Origin of the sequence: Streptomyces sp. NA02950, from assembly GCF_013364155.1 — a bacterium.
Classification (GTDB): domain Bacteria; phylum Actinomycetota; class Actinomycetes; order Streptomycetales; family Streptomycetaceae; genus Streptomyces.
Genome location: NZ_CP054917.1, coordinates 68,259 through 87,113 on the forward strand (window position 1 = coordinate 68,259; position 18,855 = coordinate 87,113).

The following is an 18,855-nucleotide window of genomic DNA, read 5'->3' on the forward strand; positions in this document are numbered from 1 at the left end:
TTCAGGCTTTGTCGGCGCGGAAGTTCAGCAGCTGCTCCAGCTCACTGATGGCGTCGGCGGCCGTCTGCCGTACGACCACGTCACCGGTCTGCGGTGCCTCCAGCGGGTACTCGAACCAGGAACCGTCCGGACGGGGGAATCCCTCCGGGTCGACGATGAACACCTGGAGTCCGGCCTCGCGGGCCCGCTTGGCCACCTGCCGCCGGTCGGCGTGCAGCCCGATCACGACCAGGGCCTTGGCGTCGGGGTGGAAGGTGACCGGCGGGATCCGCTGGTCGTAGCGGCGCATGAACTGCTCCTCGAACCCGGCGCGGGCGCCGAGCGCGTCGAAGTTGTTCGTGATGAACGGGCCGACCATGTGCCCGGCCTCCTCCATGCGCTTGAGCGCGTGCAGGGCCGGGGTGACCTCGGCTTCGAAGCAGGCCCGGTACATGTCCGACAGCTCGGCGACCTTGTCCTCGGTGTTGAGGAGCATCTCCGCGAGCAGCGGGTCCCGCCCCGGTGCCAGGACGAACGTGAAGCCCTTGCGGAGCTGCTCGTCCTCGATCTCGTTGACGTGGTAGATCTCGTGGAGCCGGTGCAGCGGCGGAATGCCGGCCTCGTAGGAGACGCCGCAGCCGACCTCGACCTGGAACGGCAGGAAGTCCGTGAGCTGCGCCAGGTTGTCGGCGTAGACCGGCTGTCCGGGGGTGTCCTTGACCCGGACACCGTGGCTCAGGACCTCCCACGGCCGGCGGCGGATCGCCCTCGGCGGGTACGTGTTGACGGAGGTGAACGTGGTGTCGATGACCTGGTAGTCCTCCGGAAGCCGACGGCCCGCCCGCAGATCCTCCGGGTGCTCCTCGAGGCGAATCATGTGGACGCGCAGGTCGCCCAGTTCGAAGCGGCCCGGCCCCGTCTGCTTCCAGCCGCCCTCGGCCAGCATGGCGTGGTTCTGCTCCCACGCCTCGTCGATCTCGGCCTGCGGCGCCGCCACAGAGTGGTACACGTACATCTGCTGCATGGCCAGCGCCGGCGCCGCGGTGGTGTCCACCAGGCCGTACTGGTGCCAGTAGTGGACGATGCGGCGGCGTGCGTCACCTTCGCCCGTCCAGCCGGAGTTGGAGGCGGTCTCCTTCTGCTGGGTGCGCCGCCAGATGCCCTCCTCCACGAAGCGGGGCCGGTCCGCGTTCACCCCGTAGTAGTCGTGCCACTTGCTGAGCTGCTCCTCATCGAGCTGGTCGATGACCGTGACGGGAAACTGCACCTGCATGTCGTGTCCTCGATTTTTGATCCGAAACGGTCCGCCCCCGGTGAGGTGGGAGCGGCGCGGCAGGGGGCTAGCTGAGGGCGGCCACCGCGGCGGTGAGCGCGGCGGTCAGGAAGTCGATGTCCTCGCCGCTGGAGTTCAGCGGGGGCGCGACGACCAGGCCCTCGCTGCGCGGGTCACCGGCTCCGGTGAACGGGTAGAAGAAGACGCCTTGCCGCTCGCACTCCTCCATCAGGGGCCAGAGCAGGCCAGGGGTGACCTCCACTCCGTACAGGTGGCCGAGGCCCCGTACGTCCCGCACGACCGGCTGTCCGGTCAGGGGCCGCAGGCGCGCCCCGAGCTGTTCTCCGCGCGCCTGGAAGGCGTCGAAGTCCATGGATTCCAGCTCGTCCAGGACCCCGAGGCAGGCCGCCGCCTGCAGGGGGTGGGTGGCCATGGTGCCCATCGCGGGCAGCGGGTCCGCGCCTTCGCGGCGCAGCAGCGGTGCGAGCTCGGGCGACACGAGCACCGCACCCACACTGGTGTAGCCGGCGCCGAGGCCCTTGGACAGGATGCACAGGTCGGGATCGGCGCCGTCCCAGTGGTTGCTGGCCAGGGGGGTGCCGGTGCGCCACAGCCCGGTCAGGACTTCGTCGTGGATGACGAGGACGTTGCGTTCCCGGCAGATCTCCTTGACGCGCCGGAGGTATCCGTCGGGCGGCACGTAGGCGCCGCCGGTGGTGCCGTTGACGGGTTCCAGGAGGACGGCGGCGACGTTCTCCGCTCCCCTGCTGTCGATCGCCTTCGCCACCTCGTCGGCGCACGAGGCGTCGCACGAGCCCGCTGCGTGGTGGTGGGTCGGCGGGTAGGGCGCCGGGAAGGCCGGGCCGAGGCCGAGCGCGTCCTCCGGGCGCGGGCGCCGGGCGTGGTTGCCGGCGAGCCCGAGGGTGAGCGCGCTCATCCCGTGATAGCTCAGGGTGGAGGTCAGGATGTCGCCGCGCCGCTTGCCTCCGCGGACGCGCGCGATGTTGCGGGCCAGCGCGACGGCGACCTCCACGCCGAGCGTCCCGCACGTGGCCAGTGCGATGGAGTCCTCTGGACGGCCCACTGCGCGGCACAGTCGGTTCATCAGCTCCAGTTGGGTGTGGGGCCGTACGACGGCGGCGCCGCCGAACGAGGAACGGGGGAACTGCTGCTCGATGCGGGAGAAGACCTTGGGGCTGCCGTGGCCCACGTTCACGCAGAGGAGGCCGCTCGATCCGTCGAAGATGCGGCGGCCGTCAGCGAGGTGGAGCCAGGGACCGCTCGCCGTCACGACGTCGAGGTCGGGTAGTGGGCGGGATGAGGTCAGGAGCCGTTCGCGACTGGATAAGTACCGATCCACGAAAGAAGTCCCTTCTTGGGTGTGCGCATTGGGGCGCACGGGATCACGGCGGGTCGGTTCATGTGCGGTGGGTGTCCGGGTGTGCGTCGAGCGCGTCCGGTGATGACGAGCGCGACCACTCACGCCCGGAGAGCTGTCTGTCAGCTGTTCCTCACCGTACCCTCAAACCCTTTCTTACGTATAGGGTTTGAATGCCGTTGTGCGGCCCTGCGAAGCACGGTGGGGGTACATCTCGAGCATGGCGCCCTGCCGGACGCGACGTCATTGCTCCTTGGCGCGCGGAACATTGCGGGACGCCGTCAATGGCCACGAGTCCACTGCCCCGGGCGTTGGGTGCTCCGCTACCGTGAGCGGCCCGGGCCACGCATCCACGGGGGTGTGCCATGGCGACAGTGACCCGCTCGCGCCGCGCGGCGATCCAGCGGGAGGCCGTACAGATCCGGATGCGGTGCCAGCGCTCGGGACATTCGACCGAGCGCACCGTGGCGGCGATCCGCGCGAGTCTGCCCGAGGTCTCTGCGCTCGAGGCGTGGCGGCTGGCGCTGGGCTGGTCACGGGCGGACACCGTCACCCAAGTCGCCGCGCTCTACCGGGCCGACGGGTTACAGCCCCCGGGCCTTTCGGAGTCGATGCTGTGCCGCTGGGAACATGATCAGGAACGGCCGGGAGCGGAATACGCCGTGATGCTGTGCCGGGCCTACGGAGCACGGCTCGAACACCTGGGCCTGGGCCGTTGGGCCGGTGAAGGCGCTGGCCTTCGGTACCGTCTCCCGGAGCCCGTCGCGTGGGTGTCCGGCCCGCGGGAAGAGATGGAGCCGATGACCACTGACGCCGGCCTTCCGGCCGTACGAGAATCTCTGCAGCTCGCCCTCCTCGCCGATCCGCAGGGCAGTCCGCTCGCGGCCCACTTGGCGGAGGCCGCTGTCGAGCACTACGACCTCAACTACTCCAAGCACCCGCCGCAGACCTTGTTCAAGGAGATCCGCGACACCAGGGCCCTGCTCATGCCCGTGATGCAGGCCGCCGGCAGCACCCCCCCACACCGTCGAACTGCAGCGGCAGGTGGCCCGGCTGTCCGCACTGCTGGGCAACCTTGCCTTCCACCTCGACGACACGACCGGCGCGCGGACCCATCTGGGTACCGCGGCCACCTACAGTGAGCGAGTGGGTGATGCGCGCCTGGTGGCTTGGGCGTGGGGCGCGCTGAGCTTGGTGGCCCGGTCCACCAAGCGGTACGAGCTGGCCTTGTCCCACGCCCAACGTGGCGCTGCCCAGGCCCCCGCCGGGCTCGTACGCGCGCAACTGCACGCCTGGGCTCTGCTGCCCTCCCTGGCGGCGCTCGGGCGCGGTCCGGAAGCGGACGCCGCGCTTGCGACCGCCATGCACGAACTGGAGACCGACGGCACCGGATCCGCGCCCGGCCGGTTCGGCTTTGACGAACCGGAACTTGCGCTGCACCAGGCCGAAGCCCACCTAGCGCTGGGCCGCGCCGAGCAGGCCGCGGCCCGGGCCGAAGCCTCCGCCGGCGGCTGCATCCTCGCCACGCCTGGCTGGGCAGCCGCCACCTTGGTCCTCGCCCGGGCCGAGGCCGCAGAACGCCCCGAGGATGCGGCCAGCCGCGCCCTGGATGTCCTCGACCGCGTTCCCCCTGCCCGGCTGCGCTCGACCGCCCGCGCCCGGCTCTCGCGCCTCGACGGCCAGCTGGCGGCGAGGACGGCGGGCCCCGTGGCCGACCTGCACGAAAGGCTGCAGCTGCTGCCTCCGCCCGTCGACGCCCACGGAGGCTCGGCCACAGCCTGAGCAGGACGGATGATGTCCCCCGGAACGGGCCGGGTGCCGTGCCATGATTAAGACGACATGACGGCCGGACACACCGTCAGTCGGGCACCCCGCCCATGACGATGCGTAGATCGCGCAGGCTCTGGGGGTGGGCGCAACTCCGCAGCGGACTGCGCCCACCCCCAGAGCCTGCGCGATTCCCTGGGACTGAACGAGTGAGGGGACATTGTGGCCAGGCGCACGACGGCCTACCGACGCGTCGCCCAGGAGCTGCGCGACCAAATCGGCGACGGCACGCTCAAGCCGAACGACCGCATCCCGTCGCTGACGGAACTGCAGGAGACATTCGGGGTCTCGGACACCGTGATCCTGGAGGCCCGCAAGGTCCTGGTCGCCGAGGGCCTGCTGATCGCCCGCACCGGCGACGGCACGTACGTCCGCGAGCGGCCGGAGCCGCAGCGCCTGGTGCACCACGCCCCGGACGATCCGGAAGAGCCGCTTTTCCGGCTGGAGGCGGCCGAGTCCGGGCTGTTCCCCGACATCGTCGAGGTGGAGGCGGAGACCACCGTGCCCGCGCCGGCCGCCGTGGCGCGGTGGCTGGACGTCAAGACGTCGAGGAAGGTCAAGCGCCGGGTGCGCCTGTTCCGGCATGACGAGATGCCAGTGCAGCTGCTCACCGTGTACACGCTGGCGAGCGGGAAGACCGACGCGTCCGGCGTGGAGGAACAGGTCACCTCCCGGCCGGCGCTGGACACAGAGGCCCGAGCCCTCGAGGGCGTGGTGGGCCAGCCGGTCACGGTGGCGACACGGATCGAGCGCCCGGCGGCGGGCCGGGCGCGCGTGCTGGAGACGGTCGTCCTCGCCGAGCGGTACACCCTGGTCTACCGGCCCACGTCCGGCCCGGCATGACGAAACCCCGGCCACGGGGCCGGGGTTCGTGAAAGCAGACCTGCCCGAGGGCCGGACTACGCCGTGATCGTAGCTCCGGTGAGGGCCGTCATCCAGCAGGTTCCCGGCGGTCAGCCGCGCCCGACCGCGACGAGCGCCTCGGCCAGGGCGGACTGGACGGCACCGACGTACGCCTGGAAGGCGGCCGTACGGTTGCCGCGGTTCCCACGGGACAGGTCACCGCCGACGAAGAACGCCGCCCGCTGAGCGGTGCTGATCTCCAATTGCACGCCCGCCTTGCGGGTGTTCTGATTGCAGATGTTCTCCGGGGCGCCGCCGTCGAGCTCCGGGGAAGCGAGCTGCACCACGAACCCCGCCTGGGACAGCGCCAGCCCCACGCGGTCGCGCAGCGGGTAGTCCAGGCCGCCGAGGTTCGTCAGCGGCGCGGTCCCGGCGCAGCCGTGCCAGGACACGGTGTGCGTGGCCGCCCGGGCGAGCGCCAGGGCGTTGGGCTCGTCGAAAGCGGTGCTGGTGATGTGCAGCTCGGCGTTGCCCGACGCCTTCATGCCGTCGAAGACGTACAGGTCGTGGATCCCGCTGGCCGCGGCCTCAGCGAGTTCGCCCGTTCCCTGCTCGATGCCGCCGCCGTGGATGGCCAGGTGGAGCAGCGTGGAGACGGGCGACCTGCGCCAGTTGCGCTGGTAGTCGAGCCCCTCGAGGTGCTCGTGGGCCAGGTCCGTGTACGAGGTGTACGGCATGAGTCGCGGGGCTCCTTCGGGTGGGTGGTCAGTGGCCCAGGACGGCCCAGACGAGGGCGCCCAGGGCGATGAGCACGCTGAGGGCGGGCAGCGGCCAGCGGGTGCGCTCGAGCGCGGCGACCCGCTCTTCGAGTTCCTCGACCGCCTTGTCGGTCTGGTCCGAGCGCTGCACGAGCAGGGCCAGCTGGCCGTCGATGCGCGCGAGCCCGACTTCGAGGGCGCGCCGGAGTTCGGCCAGCTCCAGGGCGACGTCTCCGTCGGGCACGGCGTACTCCTAGGTCAGAGGCGGGCGGTGGGGTCGGACTTGGCCGGCAGCCACGAGGCGGTGCCGATCTGGCCGAGGCGGGTGCCGATGGCGCCCTTGACGACGGTCAGCGCGGCGGGGAGCGCCGCGACGGAGGCGGTCTGCAGCACGGACAGGTCGACGATGTCGGTGACCGCTCCGGCGAGCAGGAGGCCGAGGAACGCCTCGACGTAGGTCAGGACGGTGCGCTCGGCGACGTCGGCGAGGGCCTTGCGGGCGGACTGGGGCATGGGTGAACTCCCTTGGGATGTCAGGTGGTTGCGGTGAAGGCGTGCCGGGCGGCCAGCCGCTTGAGCGAGGCGAGGCCGGGGACGCCGTCGGCGGCGGAGCCGGTGTAGGAGCCGCCGGCCTTGCTGCGCTGCCAGGCGGCGTACGCGGTGACGGTCTTGGAGCCGAAGGAGCCGTCGGCGAACTCGCGCTTCAGGAGGCCCTCGGCGACCAGGGCGTCCTCGACGATGCGGACCTCGGTCGGGTAGGTGGTGTGTCCCTCGGCGGCCGGGACGTCCTTCTTCGCCGCGGCGACCAGGTGGGCCACGCTGACCTTTGGCTTGGCCGGGGTGGGCGCCGGGTCGGCCGGGGCGGTCGCCTTGTACAGGACCTTGACCGTGCTGATCGCGCCCGGGTCCTGGTGGTCGTTGCCCGGAACGTCGCCGTGCGAGAAGTGGCCGCCCTTGGACTGCCAGACGCTGCGCGAGCGCGCCTTGCCCGCCCCCGGGTACTTCGCCGGGGGCCCGGCCGGGAAGACGTCCGGCACGCCCCAGGAGCGGGCCGCGGACAGGATCTTCTGCCAGCCCGGCTTCTTCGCCGGGTCCCAGCCGTTGGTCCACGGGCTCTTGGCGTAGCCGAGGACCTCGATCTGGATGCAGACGCGTCCCTCGCGATTGGTGCGGCGGGTGCCGTCGTTGCGCAGCGCCCGGCCGCTCTGGTTGAGCGGGCCGAACTGCCCGACCCGGTCGGTCACGGGGCAGTAGATGAGCTGCGGTTCGGAGGCGACCCGGATCAGGTACGAGCCGACCGACTCGAGGTACTTGCCGCCGGCCGGGGACTCGGTGCTGTGGTGCACGACCCGCGGGGGGTTGCCAGGGGTGTCCATCGCGCCGCCGATGGACCCGTCGCCGAGCCGGATCGCGCCGGAGATCCACACGGTGCCGGTGGCACCTCGCGGCAGCTCGTCCGCACCGGGCAGGTCGCCGGTGAGCGCGCCGACGGCCGGTTCGGGGTCCGGGCGCCGGATGATGAACGGCTCGGCACCCACCGGCTCGTACCAGTCCAGGTCACCGTCGTCGCGCAGCACGAACACGGTGCCCGGGCGACTGGAGTGCTCCCGGGTGAAGCGCGGCACGGTGTCGATCTCGGCGATGGCGCGGGCGGTGTCGACGTGCGCCTGGTCGACCTCGCCGCAGTAGGTGACGGACTGGTTGGGGTGAACGACGGCAGCGTGGTAGGTGGGCATGGCTCCTCGTCAGGCGTGGAGTTGGATCGCGTCGATCTGCTCGCGCAACGCGACGTAGGTGGACAGGCGCAGGAAGAAGTCGCCGTCGTGCCCCCAGCTGGGGCTCCAGGAGTTGCGCAGCCGCAGCACGGTGCGCTCCGGGATCACGCGGCCGTCCGGGTACTGGGCGACGTCCTCGAGGCCGATGGCGCACACCTCGTGGCCGCCGGCGAGCCCGGAGGTGCGCCAGTACGGGACGGCGTCGACGAAGCCGTCGCGGCCGGGGGTGAACCAGGCGTTGAACCAGGGCAGGCCGAGCAGGACCGGTCCGTCCTGCAGGGCGGCGGCGAGGGCGTCGGCGTCCAGGGCGTGGGTGTAGGAGCCGATCAGACCGCGGGCCTTGAGGGCACGGGCAGTACCGAGGCCGGAGCTGCCGCTGTCGGCGGGCGGCCACTGGTAGGGCACGAACTCGTCGAGCGCGGTCGCCTCGGTGTACAGGCCGATCGCCCACCGTTCGGCCTGCGCCGCGTCGTTGGTGGGCAGCCCGGCGTGTGCGAGGGCGTCGGGGGCGAGCAGCACGGACAGGGCCACGGCTGCGGCGTTCGCCGTGCACGAGCCGAGCGCGTCGACGTCCGGGGCGCCGGGCACGATGGTGGAGGTGCGGATGCTCTGGCTGTAGAGGTCCTGCTGGTTCAGCACCGGGATGGCAGGCTGCCAGTGGACGGGCCGCAGGGCCTCGCCGCGGTGGCGCCGGACGTGGGCCAGCGAGCGGGCGTCGAGGACTTGGTGGCGGCCGAGCGCCGGGTGTGGGGTGTAGTGGCGTACGAGAACGCCGTGTGTGATGGGCACCGACTGGTCCGCTTCTCCCCCGCGCCCCAGATGGGCTTGGCCACCGGCCCGCGCACGGCGGATTCGGATGGCTCCCTCGGGGGTGTGGTGCGGACCGCGAAGCGGTGGCGTGTGGGCGGAGGGTCGCCCGCAGGTGCCGTGATCAATGATAGGTGCGGTCCCGCGCGGGCCCGGCCCGCGTGCCCGTGCCGTCCGGACTGCCCGCGGGCCGGGAGCCGTTCAGGTTCCGTCGATCAGGCGCTCGGCCAGGTACGGCGACCAAGTGCCCGCCGTGATGCCCTGGCCGATTCCGCAGGAGCCGTCCGAGTCGCCGGGGTACTTCACCCACAGCAGGTAGTCGGCGCCCGCGACGCCGATCGAACTGGGCACGCCCAGGCGTCGTCCGGCGGGGTTGCACCAGTCGACGTGCTGCCCGACCTCGTTCATGGCGCCGTTGCCGTTGCGGGCGGTGTCCACGACGAAGCCCTTGTTGGGCACCCCGAGGCGGGCGAGTTCGGCGGTGATCTGGGAGGCATAGGTGCAGCACACGTCGACGGCGTCGAAGTTGGCGACGTTGACCGCGAAGCCGCGGACCTGGGCGACGCCGGCGTCCTTCAGGCGGGCGGCGATCTCCGGCGGGCGGATCCAGGTGGCGTTGCCGCCGTCGAGGTAGACGGTGGTGGCGGGACGCGCGGCGAGGGCCTGCGCGGCATAGGCGACCAGGGCGGTGCGTTCGGCGCGGGCCGCGTCCGAGGGGAGGTTGCCGAGCTGGGCCAGGGAGTCGGGCTCGAGGATCACCAGGGCCGGGCGGTCGCCGATGCCAGCCGCGGCGGCGTCGATCCATGTCCGGTAGGCGTCCGGGGACGGCGAACCGCCGGAGCTCTGCCCGCCGTTGTCGCGGTTGAACATGTTGTACAGGGCGACGATGGGCATCTGTCCGTGGGCGGCGGCTGCGGCGACGTATGCGTCGAGGTCGGCCTGGATGTCCTTGTTCCAGTCGCCGAACCAGCGGGCGCCCGGGCGGCGGGCGATGGACCGCTCGAGCTTCTTGGCGCGCGGGTCGTCCGGGTTCAGCGTCAGCCACTTGGCGGCGTTGGAGTCGGGGTCGACGTAGAAGCCCTCCTTCACGGTCGAGCAGGTCAGCCGGACCTCGGTGAGGTAGACGGTGACGGCGCTGGACTGTCCGAGCTGGAAGGAGAGCTGGCCGGCGGTCGTCATCGTGGAGGTGAAGCTGAGAAGCTGTTTCAGAACCGGAGATCCGTGACGTTCTGTAACGGATGGCAGAGTCGTTCCGCTGTGTGTCGGGTATGGGGGCGTGTTCGCGCATAAGCGGGCAAGCCCGCACACGAAGCGGGGTATTTTCTGTCGTTTGTGGTGACCTGGGGGCGGGCGGCGGAGCGTGGAAGGTCTACGCGGGCCGGAGCGGTGGTGGCCGGTGAAGTGCCGGCCTTTTCGGGCCCCTGGGAGCGTGTGCCATGGTCCAGACCGTCGGCAGTGTGCCGTGCGAGCGTTTCGATGATCTGGTGGACCAGTCAGTGAAGCTGGTCCGAGTGATGACGGGCTGCCAATTCGCACTCGGAGACTTCGCGCTGGAGATCGCGCCGCTGCGTACGCACGGCGGGAACATGGCGCTGGGGGAGGGCGAGGAGCAGGGGGTGGAGGACTCCTTACGCCTCTTCGCCGAGGAGATAGGACTGTCCTTCCACACGGTGCGGACGTATCGGTGGGTGGCCGCGCGGTGGCCGAAGAATCAGCGCCAGGAGGGCGTCTCCTTCGAGGTGCACCGGATCTTGGCGTCGGCGCCGGACGCGTACGAGTTGATCCAGCATCCTCCAGTCAATGAACGGACGGGCCACTCCGAGTGGAGCGGGGACGCGGCGAAGCGAGCGGCGGGATGGGCGACCGCGACACCGGTGACGGCGGCGGAGAAGGTCGAGGCCATCCGGGACCTTGCGCAGGACGAGGCGGTGGCTGCCCAGGCGGCATGTGACCTGCTGCACCGGCCTGAGGTGGCCTTCAAGGCGATGCGGGACCGGCAGGCCCGTGAGCTGGTCAATCAGGCCCAGTTCGATCAGGCCGAACTCGTCGAGGAAGGAGACGAGGAGGAGGCATGGTGGGACGAGAACGACGCTGGGGAGGAGGACGGCGTTGTTGATCCCGTCGCGATCGTGCGGGGTTTCCACCGGGCTATGGAGTTCACCGACTTGATCGGTGTCTGTCAGGGCTTCGTCGCCGGGGCGAGCCGGCTGGTTCCCCGACTGCGGGGACGGGAGTTCTCCGAATCCCAACTCGCGCTGGTCGCACGGCATTTAGAGAAGATCCGGGCGACGGCGGACTGGATCGAGACGGCGGTGTCCACCGGGAAGGTGGACCTGGATGAGGCCCTGGCCGAGCTGCTGAGGGACAGGTAGCCATGAAACGGCGGGCGGGACTGCCCGCTCATGTTCACGGCGAAGCCGTACGCAAAGCCCTGCAAGAGGCACGTCCTGCCGGGCTGCACCTGAAACAGCTGGTCAAAGCTACCAAGTGCACCCCCGCCCAGGTCTGGACGGGCATCCGGTTCCTGCGGAAGATCGCGGTCAAGGAAGGACTGCCGCCGGTGACCTTCAACCGCCGGGACGGGTTCCAGCTGTCCGAGGAGCCCGAGGTGTGGATCGCTTACGAACGCGCGATCTTCGGGGCCGAGCTGCATCGCATCACGAATTTCATCACCGGGATCGTCGCCCCGCACGCCAAGCGCACCCCCGAGGACGAGTGGGCCCGCCTGGTCCTGGAACAGCTCGGCGGGGTCAAGGCCACCCTGGAAGTCCTCACCCGCATGGAACGCTGAGATGACCTGCCCGAACGAGACCCGACCGCCAGCCGTGCGCGAGCGGCGCTACCCCAGCGACACTACGGACGCCGAATGGGCCGTCCTCGAACCGCTGCTGCCCGTCCCGGCCTGCCGGCTTCCCGCGGGCGGGCGCCCGGAGAAGCATTCGCGCCGCAACGTGGTCGATGCCATACGGTATGTGAACGACAATGGGTGCAAGTGGAGGGCCGTTCCCGTCGACTTCGGGATCCCCTGGCGCACGGTCTACGGGTTTTTCCAGCGATGGCGGGCGAGCGGAGACCTGGCCCGCATCCACGCCGAACTGCACCAGAAAGTCCGCGTTCACGACGGCCTCAATCCCCACACCGTCGCGGTGATCCTGGACTCCCAGTCCGTCAAGGGCGCCGAGACGGTGAGCCAGGACACCCGCGGCTTCGACGGCGGAAAGCTCATCAATGGCAGGAAGCGGCACCTGGCCGTAGACATGCGCGGCATGGCGCTCGCCGTCATGGTCACCCCTGCCGCCCCGCACGACAGTATCCCCGCCCGCGACCAGCTCTTCCGCCTGCGCCTGACCCATCCCGAACTCGCCGTCGCCTGGGCGGACTCCGCCTACGGCGGAACCCTCATCGACTGGTCTCACTCCTTCCTCGGCATCACCCTCAAGACGGTGCCCCGCCGCAAAGACCAGGACGGCTTCGCCGTCCTCGCGAAGAGGTGGCGCGTCGAGCGGGCCATCTCGTGGATCATGAGAGCCAGGAGAAACGTCCGCGACTACGAGCGGCTCATCTCCCACAGCGAGGCCCACATCACCTGGACCTTCATCACCCTCATGGTCCGCCGCCTCACCCACCCTCCCCGGCCACCCCGCACGTCACCACACCCCGTCGAACCGGTCGAGACGAGCGCCGACAAGCCCAAGCCCATACGCCTGCGGAAGCCGTCGAACACCATCCGCCTCGCCCCAGCTGCTCTGAGCTGACACATCTTGCGGCCGGTGTCACTCCGAGATCCGGGTGGCTAGCAGATCTGTCTTCATCGGTGCCACTCGGGGCAATTCCGTGTGCGCGCAAACCCACTGCCAACGGGTCGCCGTTGCGGAGGACCGGTACCCGAGGGGACAATGCGTGGAGGTGCCGGGTGGTCATCCCGGCGAAGTGTTGGAGGCGCTGCTTGTGAACACCGCATCGCGGTGCGCCTCGCTGTGCGCGCCAGACGCTGACCACTTCGCTTCGCCCACCGGCTGACCTGCTTCGTTCGCGGTGGGCGCTTCCTCTTATGGGAGACCACCGTAGTGCCCGAAGACTTCTTGACGGGTGATCGCCGTCCTCTGACAACGGTTCTTGGCGCCAACTTCGTTTCGATCACTGGGAATTGCCTCACGTACATGGGCGTGCCGTGGTTTGTGCTGCAGAGCACGGACAGTGCCGCCAAGGTGGGGATCGTCGCGTTCTGCACACTGCTGCCCGTAGTGCTTGCTGCGCTCGTCGGTGGTCCGGTCATCGACCGGATCGGGCGACGGCGGGTGAGTGTCGCCTCGGATCTCGCCTGCGGGGTTGCCGTTGCGGCGATCCCGCTGCTGCAGTTCGCCGGCATCCTGCATTTCTGGATGCTGTGCGTGCTGATGGCGATGACCGGGCTGTTCCGTTCGCCGGGTGAGACTGCCCGCGGAGTGCTGTTGCCCACGCTCGCCGAACGCGCCGCAATGCCGCTGACCAGGGCCGCCGGGTTGTACGACGGTGCGGCACGCTGTGCGGCGCTGACTGGATCCGCTCTCGGAGGTGTGCTGATCGCCGTACTCGGTGCCGAGAATGTCCTGTTGGTGGATGCCGCGACCTTCGCTGTGGCCGCGCCGCTGTTCGCGTTCGGGGTGCGCGGTCTGCCTGAGGCGCAGGCCCGACGGCGGGTCGAGCCCGCGTCGTTGCGTGCCTACCGTCGTGAACTCGCGGAAGGGTATCGCTTCGTGGCGGCCACGCCGTTGCTGTTGGGCCTGTGCCTGATGACGCTGGTCACCCGGGGGCTCGATCAGGGATGGAGCGCCGTGCTCCTCCCGGTGCATGCCCGTGAGAAGCTTGATGGTTCCATCGATCTCGGTCTGCTGAACGCGGCGTTTGGTATCTGCGCACTCACGGGGGCGCTGGTCTACGGTGCGGTGGGCAGCCGGTTTCGGCGGTGGCCGGTGTTCACGGTTGCGTTTCTCATCGTAGGCCTGCCGCGCTTCGTGGTGGCCGCCTTCACCGACACCTTCGGGCCACTGGCCGTGATCATGGCGGTTGAGGGCCTCGCTTGCGGTGTGCTCAACCCCATCATGGCCACCGTGACGTATGAGACGGTGCCGGAGGCACTGCGCAGCCGGGTGCTGAGTGCGACGACAGCCTCGGTCCAGCTGGTCACTCCGCTGGGCGGACTGGCTGCGGGCTTCCTCGTGGACTCGGTCGGCCTGCCCTCCACGCTGCTGACGATCGGGGGTGTGTACCTGCTCGCCACGCTGTGCCCGGTGATCTTCCCGGCCTGGAGACAAATGGACAGTACCGGCTCTCCCCACGACAGGGCGGAGGGCTCGCTGCCGCAGAGTTCGGGGTCGAAGCGGGTGTAGTCACGCTGATGGCCGTTTCGGCGCTGCTCACAAACACTTGACGTCGGTGCTCCCCGTCGCGTGATCAGGCGGGGGGCCTTGTCCTCTTCGGTGAGCCGCAGGCGCCAGACCAGGTCCTATATCAGGCGCCAGTCACGGAACGTGACAGATCTCCGGTTCTGAAACAGCTTCTGAACACGAAGTGGGTGTCCGCGGTCGGCAGGCTGAGCTGCTTCTCCAGGACCGGCGTCCAGGGGTCGACTCCCATGCCGACCTTGGCGGCCATGGCGGTGCCGTCCTGCGAGGCCCGGGCCGTGAACGAGAGGGTGTAGCGGCAGCCCGCCCGCAGGGGGATGCCGTCCTGGCCAAACACGGCGTCCCACAGGTTCGCGGCGTCCGTGCTCGCGGTGGCCTCGAGGCCGGCCGTTCCGGCGGTGATGGTGACCATGGCGGCGTTGCCCGACCACCAGCCGGTCGTGCCGTTGGTGAACGACCCGTTGGTGATGAGGTCTCCGTACGCGGGCACAGGGAAGCCCCTCCTTTTACTTGGTGTAGGTGACGCGCAGTTTCGGCGGGTACGTCTGCCCGTACCCGCGGGCCCTCCCGTAGAAGGTCTTGTCGGTGGTGTTGGGGTCCAGCGCGATGCCCCGCCACGTGGTGGAGTCGAACACTGCGGTGATGTCGACCCACTTGCCCTGGTTGCGTTTCCAGGCGATGGTCTGCGCCTCGGTGTCGCAGGAGAACTTCGCCGGCCGGGAGGCGTGTTTGTGGGCGCGGATGACGGCCTTGCCGCCGTCCGCGTAGTACCAGTGGTCGAAGTACAAATAGATCTCGGCTTTGTTGATCTTCGCGCCGGACAGGTCGGTGGCCAGGGCCGCGGGGAAGCCGATCAAACTGGCCTGCACGCCGTTGTTGGCGGAGTAGTAGCCCTGCAGGCAGGAGTTGCCGTAGTAGGCGTTGTAGCCGGAGCGGCTCGCGTACGACCCGGACCAGGAGGCCGCGTAGGTCTTGGTGTACGTCTGCACCGGTTCGGCGCCGGTGCCGCCGCCGGTGTTGTACACGCCGGTCAGCGGGATCTCCGGGCCGATGTCCTCGACGTAGAAGACGTTGGTGCGGCCGGTGGTGCCCAGGCCGAGTTCGAGGGTCTGCCCACTGGTGCCGCCGGAGTTCTGGAACGAGAGCAGCAGGCGGTGCAGGCCGGGACCCAGGGTGGTGGCGCTCGTGACGTGTTCCAGGTCGACTCGCTGGAAGCGGCCGGTGTGCGACGGCGTGAGGATCTCGGTTTCCCGCAGGGTCGAGGTGAGCGTGGGCTTCGCGGTGCCCCCGTCACGCAGGTAGAGGTGGATCTCGCCATCGGTGGCGTTGTCGAGGTCGGCGGTGGCCCGGAAGACGATCCGGTACAGGCGGCCTGCCTCGGCGGTGAAGGGCAGCTCCAGATAGCCCATCTCGCTGCCCGTTGTGGTGACGGTGGTGCCCGGGGCGGCGCGCGCGATGATTCCCTTGGGCCCGGCCCCGAACAGGTCGCTGACGGGCTCCCCGCCCACGGTCAGCTCCCCGGCGACGTTGACGTCGTTGAAGCCGGCGGATCCGTCGGTGTCGATCGTCGCCACCGGCTCGCCGTTGTTGCGCAGGGTCAGGTACTGGGGTGCCCCGGTGACCAGGGACACCGCCTCCTCGCCGGTCTCGTCGAACAGGCGCACCCCCTGGGGGCCGATCTCCGCGCGGGCGCCGCCGGTGACCCGACCGAAGATCGTGTGGACTTCGGAGTTGTCGAACACGACCCAGCCGGCCGTGGCGGCGGAGGACTCCAGGCACAGCACGGCCTGGGTGGTGCCCTGCGGGGCGGCGACCTGGCCGGTGATGCGCTGCCACATGCCGGGGATGGGGGTGGTCTTCTCCACCACGCCGTAGCCGAGGACCGTGCCGACGGCGTTCTCCCACCGGGCGAGGATCTTCACGCCGCTCGCGTTGAGGTCGTCGGAGGTGAGGATGTCGACGGCCATGTAGAGCTGGACGCCGGCGAGGATGGGCACCCGGGCCAGCGGCAGGGTGAAGTAGGTGGGGGTGTCGGCCAGACAGTCTGCGCGGACGCCGATGCCGGTGCGGTTGCCGGGGGCCAGCGACCACGGGGCGCCGGCCGCGGCGATCGCGGCCGCGGTGGCCGCGCCCTCGAAGCCGGGGTCGGGCATCAGGTTGGTGCCCTGCCCGACGGCGATCTGGTCGGGGGTGACCGAACCGACCGCCAGGTGCGGTGTGATGATGGCGCCGACCGCGATGTGGCCCTGCTGGATGACGCCGGTGCCGACGTCCGTGGAGGCCGCGCGGCGCGCGGCGGTCTGCACGGCCGCGGAGGGCAGGCTGGGGGTACCGGAGGTGTTGACCGCGACCAGGCGCACCCAGATCGGGTCGTAGTAGTTGGTGGCGATGGTCACCGACGCGCCGGACGCGGCCTCGATCGTGGCCGCCGGCCACATCACGTCCGGCTCGGCGTCCGCCGAGGTCATCAGGTGCACCTGGACGCGGGAGAGGTCCAGCGGGGCGGCATCCGCGTCGGTGAACGCGCCGTCCCAGGTGATGCGGACGCCGTTGAGGGCGGGTTCGGTCTGCGGGGCGGACGGGACGGGCGGGCGGGGGCCGTTGACCGCGACCACGCCGGAAGTGCCGTCGCCCTGCTGGCCGATGACGGCCCGCAGCGAGCCGCCGACGTCGTAGACCTCCAGGGCGGTGTCTTCCAGGGAGGCGTGGCTGAGGCGGCTGGCGCGCTGGAGGCCGGTGATCTGCCGTTCGATGCGGGCGAGGCGGGAGCCGATGTCGAGGCTGCTCACGCGGCGGCCCCGTAGTGGAAGGAGTCGGCCCGGGCGAGGCTCACGGTGACGCTCTCGCCGTCGCTGCCGCCCGGGCGGACGCTCCAGCCCATGACCCGCATCCAGCCGGTGAAGGACACCCAGTCGTTGTGGACCCGGGTGTAGACGTCGTCGCCCACCTGGAAGGAGCCCAGCGGGGCGGCCGGGTGGTCGGGGCGGATGCGGATCTGTTCGATGGTGCCGCGGATCTGCCGGCGCTTGCGGTCGGCGGCGGCCCGCTTGGCGAGGATGTCGGTGCCCTTGACCTCCGGCAGGGCCAGCACGGTCTCCATGCGCAGCCGTCCGTCGCGGACGCTGTCGATGTGCCGGCGCTTGTTGCGGCCCTCGCCGGAGCCGGTGGCAATGACGGTGTTGGCGAACTCGTCGGCGGAGCGCGGGACGGGCGGGGCGTCGAGGACGTTGATGCCGGTGGAGAAGGACACGTCGGTGCGGCGCGTGCCCAGCCGCGGGTAGCCCAGGCGCAGCCTGCGCACGATGGCGCCGTTCGCGCCCCAGGCGGTGTCGCACGTGTAGTCCGGGGAGTCGTCGGCGGAGACCAGGTCGTCGACGGCGTCACCGAGGACCGGCTCTTCCCACCAGGAGAACTTCAGCGGCTCGGCGGTCGTGCCGACCTTGGCGGTGGAGGTGGTGGGGTCCACGACGACGCCCAGGTTGCCGTCCGGCAGGGACTGCGCGTACGCCCAGACGTCCCGGATCACCTTGCAGGGGTCGGCGTTGACGTACGGGCCGCGGCCGTTGAGTTCGCCGTGGACGTCGTGGCGGCGCTGCAGGTACGACGACCAGCCGGCCGCCTCGAGGGAGAGGGTGCGGTCCTCGGGGGTGGCCTGCCACAGCAGTCCGCCCCAGCGCAGGTGCCCGTCGCGCTCGGCGTACAGCAGGACGTTGCCTTCGTCGGCGACGTCCGGCAGGGAGCGGGCGAAGCGCGGGGCGAGTTTGCCGGTCAGGGCGCCGGGCCCGTTGAGTTCGGGGCCGAACTCGACGTCGGTGAGGGGCACGTCCGGGCTGATGATCTCGCCGGTGAGGGCGTGCTGGGCGAGGTAGCGGTAGGCGGACGCCATCAGATGATCCCCTCGCTGAACTCGACGTCCGCGAAGATCGACGTGCCCGCGTCGACGCTGAGGTCGCCGGTCGGGGACTTGTACATGTAGGTCTCGACGTATAGGCGCTGGGTGGTGCCGCGGGCTGCCGCGGAGAGGGTGATGGTGTCGCCGAGGACGATGGTGTTGCGGCGGGTGTTGTTGGCCTGGTCGTCGTCGATGACGGTGGCCTGGCCGACGTCGGTGCCCAGGTACTGGCGCATCTGCGCGAACACGTCGGCCTTGGTGTAGCGCAGCCCGGCGACGGTGAGCATGATCTTCGCGGTGGTGGCCCAGGAGGGTACGGCGACGTTCCAGGTCGCCGCGGCCGGCCAGACGTGCCACTTGGCGTCCGAGTACGCCAGGGTGCTGAGCGTCGTGGGGAAGCTCGGGTACAGGGAGCGCTCGCGGCGGGGGTTGGCGATGCGCCGCAGATCGGTGATCATCGCGGCGGTGACGGTGCCGGTGTTCGCCGGGAGACTCACTCGGGCCAGGGGGATCGCAGAGTACCCGGCCGGCACGGCGGTGGCGGTGCTGGAGACCCCGGAGATGACGTCGAAGAACACCGTGTCGTCGGTGGCCGGGTTGCGGTTGCCCTCGTACTCCGGGTCCAGGACGCGCAGGACGACCATGTCGGTGCGCGGGCTGGCGCCGGTCGGCGCGATCGGGACCTGCTCGGTGCCGATGTTGTACGCGGTGTAGTGGCCCTGCCAGGGCACCGCGCGCCCGCGGACGATGCCAGAGCCCTCCCCCACCAGGACGCCGCCGGCCGGGACGGTCAGCGGAGTGACCTTCAGGTCGTTGCCCTCGGTGACGCCTTCGGCCCCGCGGGACAGGTCGCGGATCATCATGCGGAAGGTCTGGGCGGAGTGCTTCGCGCCGGTGGTGAGCAGCGGCGCCTGGGCCAGGGTCATACGGGGTCGCTCC

19 protein-coding genes are annotated in these 18,855 nt (G+C 70.4%); 7 read left to right on the forward strand and 12 right to left on the reverse strand.

Annotated elements, in window-relative coordinates; translation table 11 throughout:
• Nucleotide 1: 1 nt before the first annotated feature.
• Both HUT19_RS41705 and HUT19_RS41710 read right to left on the reverse strand, forming a co-directional pair.
• Nucleotides 2–1,252 carry a hypothetical protein gene (locus tag HUT19_RS41705; RefSeq protein ID WP_176188135.1) on the reverse strand — a complete coding sequence of 417 codons (1,251 nt, stop codon included), beginning with the start codon at nucleotides 1,250–1,252 and terminating at the stop codon, nucleotides 2–4.
• A 67-nt stretch (nucleotides 1,253–1,319) separates the two neighbouring features.
• Nucleotides 1,320–2,543, reverse strand: a complete 1,224-nt coding sequence (locus HUT19_RS41710; protein ID WP_176188137.1) for an aminotransferase class III-fold pyridoxal phosphate-dependent enzyme — start codon at nucleotides 2,541–2,543, stop codon at nucleotides 1,320–1,322.
• A 452-nt stretch (nucleotides 2,544–2,995) separates the two neighbouring features.
• Between HUT19_RS41710 and HUT19_RS41715 the strand changes: the two genes are divergently transcribed.
• The 3 genes from HUT19_RS41715 to HUT19_RS41725 all read left to right on the forward strand — a co-directional run bounded on the left by HUT19_RS41715 (nucleotide 2,996) and on the right by HUT19_RS41725 (nucleotide 5,300).
• Nucleotides 2,996–3,772 carry a helix-turn-helix transcriptional regulator gene (locus tag HUT19_RS41715; protein WP_176188139.1) on the forward strand — a complete coding sequence of 259 codons (777 nt, stop codon included), beginning with the start codon at nucleotides 2,996–2,998 and terminating at the stop codon, nucleotides 3,770–3,772.
• A gap of 4 nt (nucleotides 3,773–3,776) precedes the next feature.
• A complete protein-coding gene (locus HUT19_RS41720) occupies nucleotides 3,777–4,412 on the forward strand; it encodes a hypothetical protein (RefSeq protein ID WP_176188141.1) in 636 nt (211 codons plus the stop codon).
• 207 nt (nucleotides 4,413–4,619) lie between these two features.
• Nucleotides 4,620–5,300 carry a GntR family transcriptional regulator gene (locus tag HUT19_RS41725; RefSeq protein WP_176188143.1) on the forward strand — a complete coding sequence of 227 codons (681 nt, stop codon included), beginning with the start codon at nucleotides 4,620–4,622 and terminating at the stop codon, nucleotides 5,298–5,300.
• A gap of 110 nt (nucleotides 5,301–5,410) precedes the next feature.
• On the opposite strand, the gene HUT19_RS41730 is transcribed toward HUT19_RS41725, so the two are convergent.
• The 6 genes from HUT19_RS41730 to HUT19_RS41755 form a co-directional block, all read right to left on the reverse strand.
• Nucleotides 5,411–6,037, reverse strand: a complete 627-nt coding sequence (locus HUT19_RS41730) for a poly-gamma-glutamate hydrolase family protein (protein WP_176188145.1) — start codon at nucleotides 6,035–6,037, stop codon at nucleotides 5,411–5,413.
• 28 nt (nucleotides 6,038–6,065) lie between these two features.
• The gene (locus HUT19_RS41735; RefSeq protein WP_176188147.1) at nucleotides 6,066–6,302 is read right to left on the reverse strand and encodes a hypothetical protein; all 237 of its coding nucleotides are present in this window, start codon (nucleotides 6,300–6,302) and stop codon (nucleotides 6,066–6,068) included.
• Nucleotides 6,303–6,316: 14 nt separating this feature from the next.
• Nucleotides 6,317–6,571, reverse strand: a complete 255-nt coding sequence (locus HUT19_RS41740) for a holin (protein ID WP_176188149.1) — start codon at nucleotides 6,569–6,571, stop codon at nucleotides 6,317–6,319.
• A gap of 20 nt (nucleotides 6,572–6,591) precedes the next feature.
• On the reverse strand, nucleotides 6,592–7,794 hold the full coding sequence (locus tag HUT19_RS41745; RefSeq protein ID WP_254886309.1) for a peptidoglycan-binding protein: 1,203 nt from the start codon (nucleotides 7,792–7,794) through the stop codon (nucleotides 6,592–6,594).
• A gap of 9 nt (nucleotides 7,795–7,803) precedes the next feature.
• Nucleotides 7,804–8,622 (reverse strand): hypothetical protein, encoded by an 819-nt coding sequence (locus tag HUT19_RS41750; protein ID WP_176188151.1) that lies wholly within the window; start codon nucleotides 8,620–8,622, stop codon nucleotides 7,804–7,806.
• A gap of 219 nt (nucleotides 8,623–8,841) precedes the next feature.
• Complete coding sequence (locus HUT19_RS41755; protein WP_254886310.1) at nucleotides 8,842–9,819, reverse strand: glycoside hydrolase family 6 protein; 978 nt, start codon at nucleotides 9,817–9,819, stop codon at nucleotides 8,842–8,844.
• 257 nt (nucleotides 9,820–10,076) lie between these two features.
• Here HUT19_RS41755 and HUT19_RS41760 point away from each other — a divergent pair, with 257 nt between their 5' ends.
• The 4 genes from HUT19_RS41760 (at nucleotide 10,077) to HUT19_RS41775 (ending at nucleotide 14,009) form a co-directional block, all read left to right on the forward strand.
• On the forward strand, nucleotides 10,077–11,012 hold the full coding sequence (locus HUT19_RS41760; protein WP_176178546.1) for a DUF6192 family protein: 936 nt from the start codon (nucleotides 10,077–10,079) through the stop codon (nucleotides 11,010–11,012).
• Nucleotides 11,013–11,014: 2 nt separating this feature from the next.
• Complete coding sequence (locus HUT19_RS41765) at nucleotides 11,015–11,431, forward strand: hypothetical protein (RefSeq protein WP_176178545.1); 417 nt, start codon at nucleotides 11,015–11,017, stop codon at nucleotides 11,429–11,431.
• Nucleotides 11,432–11,465: 34 nt separating this feature from the next.
• Nucleotides 11,466–12,395, forward strand: a complete 930-nt coding sequence (locus HUT19_RS41770) for an IS5 family transposase (protein ID WP_368661738.1) — start codon at nucleotides 11,466–11,468, stop codon at nucleotides 12,393–12,395.
• Between the two features lie 312 nt (nucleotides 12,396–12,707).
• Entirely contained in the window at nucleotides 12,708–14,009 is a 1,302-nt protein-coding gene (locus tag HUT19_RS41775; protein WP_254885334.1) for an MFS transporter, read from the forward strand.
• Between the two features lie 121 nt (nucleotides 14,010–14,130).
• Here HUT19_RS41775 and HUT19_RS41780 read toward each other — a convergent pair whose 3' ends face one another.
• The 4 genes from HUT19_RS41780 to HUT19_RS41795 are packed head-to-tail and all read right to left on the reverse strand — an operon-like array spanning nucleotide 14,131 to nucleotide 18,842.
• Nucleotides 14,131–14,514 carry a carbohydrate binding domain-containing protein gene (locus tag HUT19_RS41780; RefSeq protein WP_176188153.1) on the reverse strand — a complete coding sequence of 128 codons (384 nt, stop codon included), beginning with the start codon at nucleotides 14,512–14,514 and terminating at the stop codon, nucleotides 14,131–14,133.
• 16 nt (nucleotides 14,515–14,530) lie between these two features.
• Entirely contained in the window at nucleotides 14,531–16,813 is a 2,283-nt protein-coding gene (locus HUT19_RS41785; protein WP_176188155.1) for a hypothetical protein, read from the reverse strand.
• Nucleotides 16,810–17,910 carry a hypothetical protein gene (locus HUT19_RS41790; RefSeq protein WP_176188157.1) on the reverse strand — a complete coding sequence of 367 codons (1,101 nt, stop codon included), beginning with the start codon at nucleotides 17,908–17,910 and terminating at the stop codon, nucleotides 16,810–16,812. The genes HUT19_RS41785 and HUT19_RS41790 overlap by 4 nt, the downstream gene beginning before the upstream one ends.
• On the reverse strand, nucleotides 17,910–18,842 hold the full coding sequence (locus HUT19_RS41795) for a hypothetical protein (protein ID WP_176188159.1): 933 nt from the start codon (nucleotides 18,840–18,842) through the stop codon (nucleotides 17,910–17,912). The genes HUT19_RS41790 and HUT19_RS41795 overlap by 1 nt, the downstream gene beginning before the upstream one ends.
• Nucleotides 18,843–18,855: the final 13 nt, after the last annotated feature.